Annotated in this window: 15 protein-coding genes; 4 read left to right on the forward strand and 11 right to left on the reverse strand. The window is 72.9% G+C overall.

The annotated features are described in order from the left end of the window. Window positions 1-212 precede the first annotated feature (212 nt). Both ypfJ and ACX9I7_RS14610 read left to right on the forward strand, forming a co-directional pair. Window positions 213-1,103 carry a KPN_02809 family neutral zinc metallopeptidase gene (ypfJ, locus tag ACX9I7_RS14605; protein ID WP_387577863.1) on the forward strand — a complete coding sequence of 297 codons (891 nt, stop codon included), beginning with the start codon at window positions 213-215 and terminating at the stop codon, window positions 1,101-1,103. A 22-nt stretch (window positions 1,104-1,125) separates the two neighbouring features. Next, window positions 1,126-1,557 (forward strand): VOC family protein, encoded by a 432-nt coding sequence (locus ACX9I7_RS14610; protein WP_387577865.1) that lies wholly within the window; start codon window positions 1,126-1,128, stop codon window positions 1,555-1,557. A gap of 85 nt (window positions 1,558-1,642) precedes the next feature. Here ACX9I7_RS14610 and ACX9I7_RS14615 read toward each other — a convergent pair whose 3' ends face one another. The 3 genes from ACX9I7_RS14615 to ACX9I7_RS14625 all read right to left on the reverse strand — a co-directional run bounded on the left by ACX9I7_RS14615 (window position 1,643) and on the right by ACX9I7_RS14625 (window position 5,058). Continuing rightward, window positions 1,643-3,067, reverse strand: a complete 1,425-nt coding sequence (locus ACX9I7_RS14615) for a hypothetical protein (protein ID WP_387577867.1) — start codon at window positions 3,065-3,067, stop codon at window positions 1,643-1,645. A gap of 122 nt (window positions 3,068-3,189) precedes the next feature. After that, complete coding sequence (locus ACX9I7_RS14620; protein WP_459387565.1) at window positions 3,190-4,341, reverse strand: alpha/beta hydrolase; 1,152 nt, start codon at window positions 4,339-4,341, stop codon at window positions 3,190-3,192. Window positions 4,342-4,383: 42 nt separating this feature from the next. Continuing rightward, window positions 4,384-5,058, reverse strand: a complete 675-nt coding sequence (locus ACX9I7_RS14625) for a class II aldolase/adducin family protein (protein WP_387577871.1) — start codon at window positions 5,056-5,058, stop codon at window positions 4,384-4,386. 112 nt (window positions 5,059-5,170) lie between these two features. Between ACX9I7_RS14625 and ACX9I7_RS14630 the strand changes: the two genes are divergently transcribed. Then, window positions 5,171-6,415, forward strand: a complete 1,245-nt coding sequence (locus ACX9I7_RS14630; protein WP_358632817.1) for an inorganic phosphate transporter — start codon at window positions 5,171-5,173, stop codon at window positions 6,413-6,415. 26 nt (window positions 6,416-6,441) lie between these two features. Next, entirely contained in the window at window positions 6,442-6,678 is a 237-nt protein-coding gene (locus ACX9I7_RS14635; RefSeq protein WP_358632820.1) for a hypothetical protein, read from the forward strand. Between the two features lie 81 nt (window positions 6,679-6,759). On the opposite strand, the gene ACX9I7_RS14640 is transcribed toward ACX9I7_RS14635, so the two are convergent. The 8 genes from ACX9I7_RS14640 to ACX9I7_RS14675 form a co-directional block, all read right to left on the reverse strand. Continuing rightward, window positions 6,760-7,227, reverse strand: coding sequence for a hypothetical protein (locus ACX9I7_RS14640; RefSeq protein WP_387577874.1), 468 nt, complete (start codon window positions 7,225-7,227; stop codon window positions 6,760-6,762). 78 nt (window positions 7,228-7,305) lie between these two features. Beyond that, window positions 7,306-7,530: a DUF397 domain-containing protein gene (locus tag ACX9I7_RS14645; protein WP_387577876.1), complete on the reverse strand. Its 225-nt coding sequence runs from the start codon at window positions 7,528-7,530 to the stop codon at window positions 7,306-7,308. Window positions 7,531-7,650: 120 nt separating this feature from the next. Continuing rightward, a complete protein-coding gene (locus ACX9I7_RS14650) occupies window positions 7,651-8,484 on the reverse strand; it encodes a helix-turn-helix domain-containing protein (RefSeq protein WP_459387566.1) in 834 nt (277 codons plus the stop codon). Next, window positions 8,474-8,998 (reverse strand): DUF6879 family protein, encoded by a 525-nt coding sequence (locus tag ACX9I7_RS14655; RefSeq protein WP_387577880.1) that lies wholly within the window; start codon window positions 8,996-8,998, stop codon window positions 8,474-8,476. Before ACX9I7_RS14655 ends, ACX9I7_RS14650 begins: the two co-directional genes overlap by 11 nt. Continuing rightward, the gene (locus tag ACX9I7_RS14660) at window positions 8,982-9,188 is read right to left on the reverse strand and encodes a hypothetical protein (protein ID WP_387577882.1); all 207 of its coding nucleotides are present in this window, start codon (window positions 9,186-9,188) and stop codon (window positions 8,982-8,984) included. The genes ACX9I7_RS14655 and ACX9I7_RS14660 overlap by 17 nt, the downstream gene beginning before the upstream one ends. 147 nt (window positions 9,189-9,335) lie before the next feature. Continuing rightward, window positions 9,336-10,091, reverse strand: coding sequence for an SDR family oxidoreductase (locus ACX9I7_RS14665; RefSeq protein WP_459387567.1), 756 nt, complete (start codon window positions 10,089-10,091; stop codon window positions 9,336-9,338). A 4-nt stretch (window positions 10,092-10,095) separates the two neighbouring features. Continuing rightward, window positions 10,096-11,880 (reverse strand): glycoside hydrolase family 15 protein, encoded by a 1,785-nt coding sequence (locus tag ACX9I7_RS14670; RefSeq protein WP_459387568.1) that lies wholly within the window; start codon window positions 11,878-11,880, stop codon window positions 10,096-10,098. 30 nt (window positions 11,881-11,910) lie between these two features. Then, window positions 11,911-12,738 (reverse strand): SURF1 family cytochrome oxidase biogenesis protein, encoded by an 828-nt coding sequence (locus ACX9I7_RS14675; RefSeq protein ID WP_387577886.1) that lies wholly within the window; start codon window positions 12,736-12,738, stop codon window positions 11,911-11,913. Window positions 12,739-12,745 lie beyond the last annotated feature (7 nt).

The raw sequence follows: 12,745 nt of genomic DNA on the forward strand, positions 1-12,745 counted from the left end.
GGACGGCGGAAGGACGGACTCGGTCGCTACGACGCCGTCTAGTGCGCGAGGAGGAATGCCATGCGGACCAGTCTAACGGGGGCGCGCAAGCCGATTCGCGGGGTCGCCCGCCACGCCGGACGAGCCGGAGAGCGCGGCGTGGGGGCGATTCGCCGATACTCGGGGTGGACAGCCCTTACCGGTGAGCGGTGGAGCCGAGAGGCGGTGGGCACGTGCAGTTCGACGACGACGCGGACCTCGACACCTCGCAGGTGCAGGACCAGCGGGGCGGTGGGATCCCGGGCGGTGGGCTGACCATCGGCGGAGGCATCGTGGGGCTGATCGCGCTGGCCCTGGGCCTCTTCTTCGGCATCGGCCCGAACGAGCTGGGGCTGAGCTCCCAGGGGCCGGGCGCCACGCCCTCGCCCAGCACCGACCAGCAGGTCTCCCGGACCTGCCGCACCGGCAAGGACGCCAACACCCGCCAGGACTGCCGCGTCGTCGCGATCGTCAACAGCGCCCAGTCCTTCTGGAGCCAGGAGCTCCCCCGCCACTCCCTGACCTACACGCCCGCCTCCACGGTCCTCTTCACCGGCCGGGTGAACACCGCCTGCGGGGCCGCCACCTCGGCGGTCGGCCCGTTCTACTGCCCCGGCGACCGCAAGGTCTACCTGGACCTGGGCTTCTTCGACGAGCTGAAGACGAAGTTCGGCGCGAGCGGCGGCCCCTTCGCCCAGGCGTACGTCGTCGCCCACGAGTACGGGCACCACATCCAGAACCTCCAGGGCACCCTCTCCCGCGCCCAGGACCGGCTCACCGGCGCGGGCAGCAACTCGGTCAAGGTCGAGCTCCAGGCCGACTGCTACGCCGGGGTCTGGGCCAAGCACGCGACGAGCACCCCGGAGAAGTCCACCGGCCGGCCGCTGATCAAGCAGCTGACCACCGCCGACATCGACGACGGGCTCTCCGCGGCGGCCGCGGTGGGGGACGACCGCATCCAGGAGAAGTTCCAGGGGCGGGTCACCCCGGAGAGCTGGACCCACGGCTCGGCCGCCCAGCGCCGGCAGTGGTTCACCACCGGCTACACCACGGGCGACATGGCCCGCTGCGACACCTTCCGCTGACCCCCCTGGAGGAGGGAACGCCATGGCACAACCGCGCACCGTGGCGCCGGCCATCAGCCCGGCGCTGCTCTACCACGACGCGAAGGCGGCGATCCGGCTGCTCACGGAGGCCTTCGGCTTCGAGCAGAGCGCGCTCTACGAGAGCGAGGACGGCACCGTCCTCCACGCCGAGCTCGTCTACGGCAACGGCATCGTGATGATCGGCTCCAAGGGCCGGGGCGGTGTCTTCGACGAGGCCATGGCGGGCGGCGGCCCCTCCGGCGTCTACGTCGTCGTCGAGGACACCGACGCCCACCACCGCCGGGCCGTCGAACACGGCGCGGAGATCGTCATGCCCCCGACGGACCAGGAGTACGGCTCCCGGGACTACATGGCCCGGGACGCCGAGGGCAACGTCTGGAGCTTCGGCACATACGCCCCGAAGGGGGCTCAAATCAGCCCGTCCGGCGTTTAGCCAACCCAGCCCCTCCGGCGTTTGAGGAGCGGGGTCCGGGGCGGAGCCCCGGGAAACGGTGAAAGGGCGGGACAGGGGCCCCTCCCTACGCACCCCCCGTGTGCACCTGGAACGCGGCCCGCCGCACGGCTTTGGCCAAGGCCGGATCCGGATGCGCGGCGGCCAGCGCGACAAGCACCTGCACCGTCCGTGGGTGCCCCACGGCCCGGACCTCCTCCAGCAACCCCGGCACCGTCCCCTGCACCGCCGAATCCAGATGCCGCACCAGCAGCCGCCCCTCCCCGTGGTCCGCGACCGCGGCCGCCGTGTCCACCCACAGCCAGGTCGCCTCCTCCCGGCTGAGCACCTCGGCGGCCTCCTCCGGGTCGTGCCCCTCGTGCTCGGCGAGCCACAGCAGGGCGTACGGGCGCAGCACCGGTTCCTCGGCCGCCGTGCGAACCGCCGGCTCGGCGGGGGCGCCCACCGCGCGCAGGGCCTCGAAGGCCTGGCCGCGCACCATCGCGTCGTCGCCCCGGGCGGCGTCCAGCAGCTCCGTGACGGCGCTGCGCACGGGCCGGGCGGCGAGCCAGGCGCGGTACTCGGCGCGGGCGGGGCCGGGGGTGAGGTCGGCGCAGCCGCGCAGCATGGCCTCGGCGGACAGCTCGATGTTCCCGGCGGGGCTCTGGGCGGCCACGCAGATCTGCTCGAGCTTGACCCACACCGCCCAGTTCCCGAGCGGCGTGAGCAGCGCCTCGGCGCGGGGGCCGGTGTCGCCGCGCATGACGAGCGCGCCGACGGAGGCGAGCCCTTCGAGGGCCCAGTCCAGCAGCCCCGGCAGGGGGTCGCCCGCGGTGGGGGCGGGCGGGACGGCGGGGCAGGCGCCCGCCGGGACGGGCGCGTCGTAGGGGATCTCGCAGCGCTCGGCGCGGATCTCGGCCACCCGCTGCTGGAGGAGGTCGAGGAGCATCGCCACGGAGACGGGCCCGGCCGACAGGTGCATGACGGACAGCAGCTGGGGCGCGGCCTCGACGACCTCGGCCGCGACGGTGGAGTCGGTGCCGGGAGGCTCGGGATGGGCCAAAGACCAGGCGTCGAAGAGCGCGACCCAGCCACGCAGCACGGCGCTGTCGTCCCGCTCCCAGGCGGTCAGCCGCCAGCCGGGGCGGGCGGTGCCGCCGTGCAGCTCCAGCAGCCCGGCGAGCCGGGCCCGGTCCCATTCGGTGCGCACCGAGGCGGGGGGCAGGTCCAGGGCGGCCGCGGCGCGCTCGGCCGCGCCGTCGGCGAGGCCGCCGCCGGCGCCCGGCCGCAGGGTCGTGCCCCGGGAGCACTCGTCGGCCGCCCAGCGGGCCAGGCGGACCGCGCCGGCCAGCCAGGCTCTCGCCTGACGGGCGAGTTCCGGCCGGGCCGGGGTGCCGGCGGGCGGGCGGGGCGCCGGACGGGCGCCCCGGTTCGCCACGGCCCGGCGGGCGGCGGTGATCGGCTGTCGGGGGACGAGTCTGAGCCGGGAGTCGCGCGGAGTACGGGACGTCACAGGAGCAGTCTTGCCGTTCACGCTCCGAAAACCCAATCGGAATCAACTATCCAGCCGTCGGCGACCCGTGGTGGGACGTCATGCGGGGGGTGCGTGAACAGGGCGAGCGCCCTGTTCACGCCCTACATCAGGGGGATCAGGAAGCGCCGCAGGGCCTCCTCGTAGCCCGTGGGATCGACGTTCCAGGAGGCCGCGTGACCCGCCCCGCGAACGGTGCGCAGCGTTATCAGTTCCGGCCGCCGGGCGGCGAGTTCACGGGAATGGAGGAGGGGCGCGACGGGGTCGTCGGTGCCGTGGACGACGAGGGCGGGGACGTCCAGCAGGGTGGGGTCGGCCGCGGTGAGCAGGCCCTCGGGGGCCAGACCGGTGCGTCCCTCGGTCGCCCGGACCGCAAGCGGAATGAGCGCGGCCGGGAGCCGGTGGGCGGCCAGGGCGCCCAGGGCGGCGGGCCAGTCGAGGAGCGGCGCGTCCAGGACGACGCCCGCGACCCGGTCGCTCAGCGCGGAGCCCGTGTCCCGCAGGGCGGCGAGCAGCGCCATCGTCGCGCCCGTGGACCAGCCGTACAGGACGACGCGGCGGGCGCCGTTGCGGAGGGCGTAGCGGATGGCGGCATCGAGATCCCGCCACTCCCGGGCGCCGAAGTGGCTGATTCCGTGCGATGGGCGGGGTGCGCCGGGGTCGCCCCGGTAGGCGAGGGCGAGGACGGGGAGGCGCTGCCGGTGGAGGAAGGGCAGCACGGTCAGGGTGTGCTCCCGGGTGGTGCCCAGGCCGTGGACGGCGAGCACCCAGGTGTCGCGGGCGCCGGGCACGAACCAGGCGGGCAGCGGGCCCAGCTCGCCGGGCACGTCCACGTCGGCGTGGTCGAGGCCGAGGGCGTCGCGCGGGTTGCCGCGGTGCGTCTGCGGGGTGAGCCAGACCCGGTCGCCGGGGGCGGGGGCGCCGTGGGTGACGCGCGCGAGGCGCCGGACCACGCAGTCGTGGGGGTGCGAGACGTCGGCGGCGACGTCCCCGACGACGGCGTGCAGCCCCCGGCCGGCCAGGCCGTAGGTGCCGGGGCGCAGCGTGGCGGGGGCGCGGGTGAGGGTGATCGTGCCGGGGGCGGCGCCGGTGCCGGGGGTGACGTCGTGGACGGTGAGCCGGTGCTCGCCCGGCGGCGGGTGGCCGGGCACGGTCCGCAGGACGGCGTCGCCGGCGTACCGCCCGGCCGCCACGGCGGCGGCCCCGGCTCCGATCAGCGTGGTGGCGGCGACGGCCGCCGCTCTCCTCAGACCCATCCCCTCCAGTCTGGTCCCGTGCGGGCCGCCGGGCGACTCGGCTCAGCCGGGCTGTCCGTAGCCCCGGTACTTGGCGGTGACTTCGTCCAGCTGGGCGGGTGTGAGGAGGGTGGGGGCGCGCCCGGGGACGGCGGAGGCGGTGAGCCAGACCCGGCACATCCACTCCAGCTGGGCGGTGCGGTCGTAGGCCGCCTCCAGGGTGGCGCCGTGGGTGAGGGTGCCGTGGTTGCGCAGCAGGCAGCCGGTGCGGCCGTCGAGGGCCCGGAGGGTGTGGGCGGCGAGCTCGTCGGTGCCGTAGAGGGCGTAGGGGGCGACGCGGACGGGCCCGCCGAGGGCGGCGGCCATGTAGTGGATCAGGGGCACCTCGTCGACGAGCGTGGAGACGGCGGTGGCGTGCGGGGCGTGGGTGTGGACGATCGCGGCGGCGTCGGTGGCGCGGTAGACGGCGAGGTGCATGGGCAGTTCGCTGGTGGGGGCGAGCTCGCCGAGCACCTGGCGGCCGTCGAGGTCGACGCCGACGGCGTCGCCGGGGCCGAGCCGGTCGTAGGGGACCCCGCTGGGCGTGACAAGCACCACGTCGCCGACCCTTGCGGAGACGTTGCCGGAGGTGCCGACGACCAGGTGGTCGGCGGTGCTCCTGCGGGCCGTGGCCACGACATCGGCCCAGGTCCGGCCGATGTCGTCGGGTGCGGCGGGGGTCCGTTCGCCGGTCTTCATGATCTTCGCCTCCGGGTGGTGTCGTCCGTGTGCCCGAGCCCGTTCACCTTCCGTTCACCCGGAGTCCCTACGGTCGCCGCGTACTGACCTTCGAATCTGATTGCCTGGGTGAATGGAAAACATCACGCTTCTCATCGGGATCGTGATCGTCACGGCCTTGGTGTTCGACTTTACGAACGGCTTCCACGACACGGCCAACGCCATGGCCACCACCATCTCGACCGGAGCGCTCAAGCCCAAGACCGCCGTGGCCATGTCGGCCGTCCTCAACCTGGTCGGGGCGTTCCTGTCCGTCGAGGTCGCGAAGACGATCTCCGGAGGCATCATCGACGAGAGCGCCGGCATCAGACCAGAGGTGATTTTCGCCGGACTGGTCGGCGCGATCGTCTGGAACCTTCTGACGTGGCTGGCGGGCCTGCCCTCCAGCTCCTCGCACGCCCTCTTCGGCGGTCTGATCGGCGCCACCGTCGCGTCGGTGGGCTTCGACGCGGTCAACGCCGACAAGGTCGTCATGAAGGTCCTCATCCCCGCGGTCGCCGCCCCGATCGTGGCGGGCATCGCCGCCTGGGCCGCCACCCGCCTGACGTTCCGCCTGGCCAAGGGCCGCGACGAGGCGGACACCGCGAAGGGCTACCGCGCGGGCCAGATCGCCTCGGCCGCCCTGGTCTCCCTCGCCCACGGCACCAACGACGCCCAGAAGACCATGGGTGTCATCACCCTGGCCCTGGTCACCGGCGGCGTCGTCGCCCCGCACTCCGACCCGCCGCTGTGGGTCGTCGTCTCCGCGGGCCTGGCCATCGCGCTCGGTACGTACCTGGGCGGCTGGCGCATCATCCAGACGCTCGGCAAGGGCCTCGCCGACATCAAGCCGGCACAGGGCTTCGCCGCCCAGACCGGTGCGGCGACCGTCATCCTCGCCTCCTCGCACATCGGCTTCGCGCTCTCCACCACCCAGGTCTGCTCCGGCTCGATCATGGGCTCCGGCCTGGGCCGCAAGGGCGGCGTGGTGCGCTGGTCGACGGCCGGCCGCATGGTCGCCGCGTGGGGCCTGACCCTCCCGGCCGCGGGCCTCGTCGCCGCCGGCGCCGCGCTCCTGGCCGACCAGGGCGACTGGGGCATCGCCGCGGTCGCCGTCCTCGGCCTCGGGGTCTCCGGCGCCATCTGGGCGGCCTCGCGCCGCAAGCCGGTCACCCACGACAACGTCAACGAGCTCAACACGCCGCAGGGCCTCCCCGAGGAGCCCGTCGGCGTGGTCACGGCCGCCCTGCAGGCCGTCGCCCCGCCGCCGGCCGGCCCCTCGGCCCCGGTCACCACCGCGGCCGCTCCGGCCGCTCCCGCCGCCGCGACGACCGGCTGACGCCGGGCAACGGAGGAAGAACCACCATGCACATCGACTGGGCAGCTCTCGGCCAGGTCTTCGGCGTCAGCCTCGTGGTCACCGTCGGCCTCGTGGGCGTCTTCACGCTCGGCATCCTCGGCACGTCCCGCAAGCCGGCGACCACCACGTCGGCCCCGACCGACACGGCCGGCACCACCGCCCTGGCCCGCACGGGCGCGTACGCGTGCTTCGCGCTGTGCGCGGCGGCGGTGGGCTACGGGATCTATCTGATCGTCGCCTGACGCCACATCGCGTGACGAGCGCACGAGCACACGAAGCGCCGATCCGGCCCCGCCGGACCGGCGCTTCGTCGTTTCCGAGCGCTAGCCGAGGGGGCAGCTCGGCTCCGGCCGCGCGCGGTTGCGGGAGCAGGTCACGAGCGCCGTGGACAGGAAGAGGGCTCCGCGCAGGTAGAACCCGAGCGATACGTCACCGCCTCGCGCCAGCCGGTCGGCGGTGGAGAGGACGAGGACGGTGAGCCGGGTGGCGTCCTGGTCATGACGGGAGGCGAACCGTGGCGCGTGCTCGGCCAACCGCTCGCCGAGCCACTCCGCGGCCTCCTTCGGCTCGTCCCATGTGCCCTGGACCAGCTTGGCCGGCTTGAGCAGCCACAGGGCCGTCTCGATGGGCGGCACATCGGTGGTCCTCCACGCGGTGACGGCTTCGCGGTACCGCTGCTGGACTTCGTCGGGGCTGGTGGGGGCCGGTGCGATGGACGGCGGCGGGCGGCGGACGCTCTCCTTGTCGAAGACGGCCTTCTCGCCGGTCCACAGGTAACCGTGAACGTGCAACTGGGTCTTCCTGTCCAGGAGCGTTGACGGGCGGCCCCCGCCTCCTCCGGAAGGCGGAGGCCGCCGGCCACGGGCCGGTCAGGCCGTGAGGCCGAAGCGGGCCGGATCGATGCCCGCCGCGTTCAGCTCGGCGGTGGTGAACCTCAGCGGCCGCGCGTCGGGCCGCTTGCTGTCACCGAGGGCGTAGGCGTCCTCGGCGATCCGGGCGAGGATCACGCACGCCTCGCCGTCGGGGTGGGTGTTGCCCCCGCACGCCTTGGCGAATTGGGCGCCGTCGATGTCGAGCCCGTACAGGTCAGTCATGACGAACCTTCCTGAGTGATGGGAGGACACAGAATCGGATCGGGTGTGTCCGTGGTCCTCGCCACATCGTGGAGCTCGTGACGCATCGAAACCAGCTTTATTCATGTCCTCGGGTAAAGATCACCGACGACAGGCCGCTGACCATCCCGCCAGTTTCTCCCTGGCTTCTTCTCCGAAGAGCGCGTATTTCTCGTAGCGGTCGAAGTCCGCCCGGTATGCGGTTACGTCACGGTGGTCCCGGAGAATCAGGGCTCCGGTGCCGGTCTCCACCGTGGCCAGCCGTCGATCGTAGATGGTGAACGTGCTCAGGGGGCCTTCCGGAATACAGCCGCTCAGCGGAATGATGCCGAGACGCACGTTCGGGATGCGGGAGACCGACGCAAGCCGGTCGAGCTGCATCGCCATCGCCATGGGCTGGAGGAGCGGCCAACGTGCGGCCTGTTCCGTGAGCAGGAACGTGAAGGACTTCGACGCGTCGTAGAGCACGTTCTGTCGTTCCAGCTTCTTGGCGACGGTCTTGGCCTGGTCGCCTGGCACGTCCGCGATGCTGGCCCTTACGTATTCCGGCGTGGCGAGCAGGCCGGTGATCATCGACAGGAGGAAGAACCGGAACTCTGTCGTAATGGATTCGAGTCGCGCCAACTCGTTCTGTTTTTTGTCCAGCCCCCTACGGCGGGACGACCAATTGTCCTGCCACTCCGTGTTGGCAGTTCGAGCCAAGGTGAGGACCCGAGTGGCGAGAGGGCCGGCGACTCCGAGAGTTTCCAGGATCAGCTCTACGTCGACAATGGTGGGCGTGAGCTTCCCGCTCTCGATGTTGCTGATCTTTGTTTGAGACATGGCGCAGCGGCGGGCGAGCCAGGTCTGCGTCCTTCCGGCTCGCCGCCGCTGGTCCCTCAGTGCTTCCGCTAGGTCCGACCTGGACTGACCCAGCCTTTCCGGCTCAAAGGTCAAGGCCCTTCACGTACTCCTCGAAGGGCACCGACTCCTCCATGGCGATCCGCTGGTATTCGATGAACGGGGCCACATCACCTTCGTGGACTTCGCGGCTGATCTGCCTGCCGTCCGGGTGGTAGTGCATGAGTACCACCTCGGAGTGGTCGAACATCCAGAAGTCCTGGACTCCTTCCAGGGGGTTCCGGCGGCCGGTTACGTCGAGGATGCGGATTTCCTCACCTGCGAGGGCGTGAGGTGCGTAGTACCGCGAGAACTCGAAGCACAGGTACTCGGAGAGCGGTCGGGTGACGATGTGGACGCGTCCTTGAGCGCGTCCCTCGCCGACTTGCCTGCGCAGCCGGTCGGTGTACTGGTTCGACACCCTGGCGGGGTCGACGCGGGCCCCACTGCGGAACGTCTGCAACTCCTGGGCCTCCTGCGGCATGAGGTACTGCGGCAGGGTTTCAAGGCGCCAGGCTTCCCGTTCGAAGTCCAGGAAACGAGCCCGCCACGCGTCACCATCCAAGAACACGGAACGCCTCCCTCAGCACGCTCTCGGGTACCTCCACGAGCCCTTCGCCGGCCGGGGGTTCGAACGCGTCGGAAGCCTCGCCCTGAACCAGGAACGATCCGGTGGCCGTCCGGTAGACATTCGGGCAGTCGTCCTCGCCGCATTCACCGTTCCCGCTGCCGGTGAGCCGCGTGAGTTCCTCACGTGCCATGGCGAACCCCCTTGTCAGCGACCCTTGTCGGGTCAGGCGACCACGACCGTAAGGGAGTCCCAGGGAGCCGTCCATGCGATCACGCGGATATTCGCGTGATCGCATAAACCCGTGTCGCGGCCACCCCCGAAGGTGTGGCCGGCCCCCTCAGAACCCGTGCCGGGCGCCGCCGTCCACCGGGAGCATCACGCCCGTCACGTACGACGCCGCCGGCGACAGCAGGAACGCGGCCGTGCGGCCGAATTCGTCCGGCTCGCCGTACCGGCCCAGCGGGATCGTCGCCGAGCGGCGGGCGCGGGCGGTTTCGGGGTCGCCGGAGAGGGCGTCGAGTTCGCGCATGCGGTCCGTGGCGATGCGGCCCGGCAGGAGACCGACGACGCGGATGCCGCGCGGGGCGACCTCGGCCGAGAGGGACTTGGCGAAGCCCGCGAGGCCCGGGCGGAGGCCGTTGGAGATCGTCAGGCCGGGGATCGGCTCGTGGACCGACGCCGAGAGGACGAAGCCGATCACGCCGCCCTCGCCGAGCGCGGCGGCCGCCGCGCGGGCCAGCCGGACCGCGCCGAGGAAGACGGATTCGAAGGCGGCCCGCCACTGGGCGTCGTCGTTGTCGGCGGCCGAGCCGGGCGGTGGGCCGCCGACGCTGATGAGCACGCCGTCCAGGCGGCCGAAGCGCTCCCGGGCGGTCGCCAGGAGCCGCTCGGCCGAGGCGGGGTCGGCGTTGTCGGCGGCCACGCCGACGGCGCCGGGGCCGAGTTCCCCGGCCGCCGCCTCGGCCGTCCTCGCGTCCCGCCCGGAGATCACCACGCGGGCCCCGTCGGCGACCAGCGCGCGGGCGGTGGCGAAGCCCAGGCCGCGGCTCGCGCCGGTCAGTACGTACACCCGGTCCTCAAGTCCAAGATCCATGGCGTCAGTCTGCCGTGCCGTGCCCCGTCAGCAGAAGGGCCGTGCCCACCAGGCCGATGTGGCTGAAGGCCTGGGGGAAGTTGCCGAGCTGCCGGCCGGCCTCGGGGTCGTACTCCTCGGCGAGCAGGCCGACGTCGTTGCGCACGGTGAGGAGCCGCTCGAAGAGCTCGCGGGCCTCCTTCGTCCGGCCGGTCAGGAACTGCGCGTCGGCCAGCCAGAACGAGCAGGCCAGGAAGGCGCCCTCGCCGCCGGGCAGGCCGTCCACGGACTCGCGCTCGACGCTGTGGCGGCGGACGAGGCCGTGGTGCAGCAGCTCGCGCCGGACCGTGTCGACCGTCGAGACGACGCGGGGGTCGTCGGGCGGCAGGAAGCCGACGCGGGGGATGAGGAGCGTGGCCGCGTCGAGCTCCCGCGAGCCGTAGTACTGCGTGAACGTGCCGCGCTCGGCGTCGTAGCCCCGCTCGCAGACCTCCCGGTGGATCTCCTCGCGCAGGACCCGCCAGCCGTCGAGGTCGCCGCGGAGCGACGGGTCCTCCTCCAGGGTGCGCACCGCGCGGTCGGCGGCGACCCAGGCCATCACCTTGGAGTGGGTGAAGTGCCGGCGCGGGCCGCGGACCTCCCACAGCCCCGAGTCGGGCTCGCGCCAGTGATCACGGAGGAACTCCAGGAAGCAGCGCTGGATGTTCCACTCGTGCGGTCGGTCGCCCAGGCCGCCGCGCCGCGCGGCGTGGAGGGAGTCGAGGACCTCGCCGTAGACGTCGAGCTGGAGCTGGCCCGCCGCCAGATTGCCGACCCGGACGGGGTAGGACCGCTCGTAGCCGGGCAGCCAGTCCAGCTCCGACTCGGGCAGCCGGCGCTCGCCCGCCAGGCCGTACATGGTCTGCAGGTCGGCGGGGTCGCCGGCGACCGCGCGCAGCAGCCAGTCGCGCCACGCCCGGGCCTCGTCCTCGTAGCCGAGCGCGAGCAGCGTCTCCAGGGTGAGGGTGGAGTCGCGCAGCCAGCAGTAGCGGTAGTCCCAGTTGCGCACGCCGCCGATCTCCTCGGGCAGCGAGGTGGTGGGGGCGGCGACGATCCCGCCGGTGGGCCCGTAGGTGAGGGCCTTGAGGGTGAGCAGGGAGCGCAGCACGGCCTCGCGGTAGGGGCCCCGCAGCGGACAGCGGTCGGCCCACGCGCGCCAGTCGGCGACGCTGCGGCGCAGGGCGTCGTGGGGGTCGACGAGCGCGGGGCGCGGCTCATGGGAGGGGTGCCAGGTCAGGACGAAGGCGACCTTCTGCCCGGCCTCGACCGTGAACTCGGAGCGGGTGCTGAAGTCCCGGCCGAAGGTGGGCACGGGGGGCTCGCTGCGCAGCCAGACGGAGTCGGGGCCGGCGACGGCGACGTGGTGGTCGTCGTCGCGGCGCATCCAGGGGACGACCGCGCCGTGGCCGAACCGCAGCCGCAGCACGCCCAGCATCTCGACGGACCCGCTGACGCCCTCGACGATCCGGACGAGGTCGGGGGCGCGGTCGCGCTGCGGCATGAAGTCGGTGACCTTGACGGTGCCGGCGTCGGTCTCCCAGACGGATTCCAGGACGAGGGAGTCGCCGGCGTAGGAGCGGTGGGCGCACTCGCCGGCGCCCACGGGCGCCAGCCGCCAGTGGCCGTGGTCCTCGCCGCCGAGCAGCGCGGCGAAGCAGGCGGCCGAGTCGAAGCGGGGCAGGCAGAGCCAGTCGACGGAGCCGTTCCGGCCGACGAGGGCGGCGGTCTGGAGATCGCCGATGAGCGCGTAGTCCTCGATGAGTGCTGACACGCGGGGCGTCCTTCCCCGACCCCGCGCGGGCTACTCCGCAGACGCGGCTGTCCGGGCGACCTCGTCGTCCTCGGCGGGGGCGGCTCCGGCGGTGGCCGCGGCGGCCGCCGCGGCGTCGGCGGCGCGGTCGCGGCGCTCGCGCCGGACCAGGATGAACCAGCCGACGGGCACGCACGCGCTGAACAGCCACCACTGGACGGCATACGCCATGTGGTTGCCGATGCTGCTGTGGTCCGGGGCGGGCACGGGCTGGGGCTGCCCGCTGTCTCCGGCGGGGGAGACGAGCTCGACGTAGCCGCCGATGACCGGGCGGTGCAGCTCCTTGGCCTGGCGCTCGCTGTTGATGAGCATGATCATGCGGGGCGGCAGGCCCTTGGTGTCCTTGATGCCGCTGCCCGGTGTCTCGTCGGCGCGCAGCCGGCCCATGACGGTGACCTTGCCGGAGGGCGCGGCGGGGACGGCCGGGAACGTCAGCTGGCCGCCGTCGGCGGGGATCCAGCCACGGTTGACGAGGAGCGCCGTGCCGTTGTCCAGCACCAGCGGAGTGATCACCATGAAGCCGGACTTGCCCGACTCGTCCGTGCGGTAACGGACGACGACCTCGCCCTTGGTGTCATAGGTGCCGGTCGCGGTGACCCTGCGCCAGACGTTCTCCTGCGGGACCTCACGGCCGGGGGCGCTCAGCGTGCCGACGGGCACGGGGGCGTACGCCAGGCTGTGGGCGACCAGGTCGTTGCGCGCGACCCGCTGCTCATGGCGGTGGAGCTGCCAGAAGCCCAGTTTGATCATCGCCGGAATGAGGGCGAGCCCCACGAGCGTGAGGATCACCCACTGCCGGGTCAGCAGGAAGCGGTACACGCGTTTG

The sequence above is a fragment of the Streptomyces sp. L500 genome (assembly GCF_054551825.1).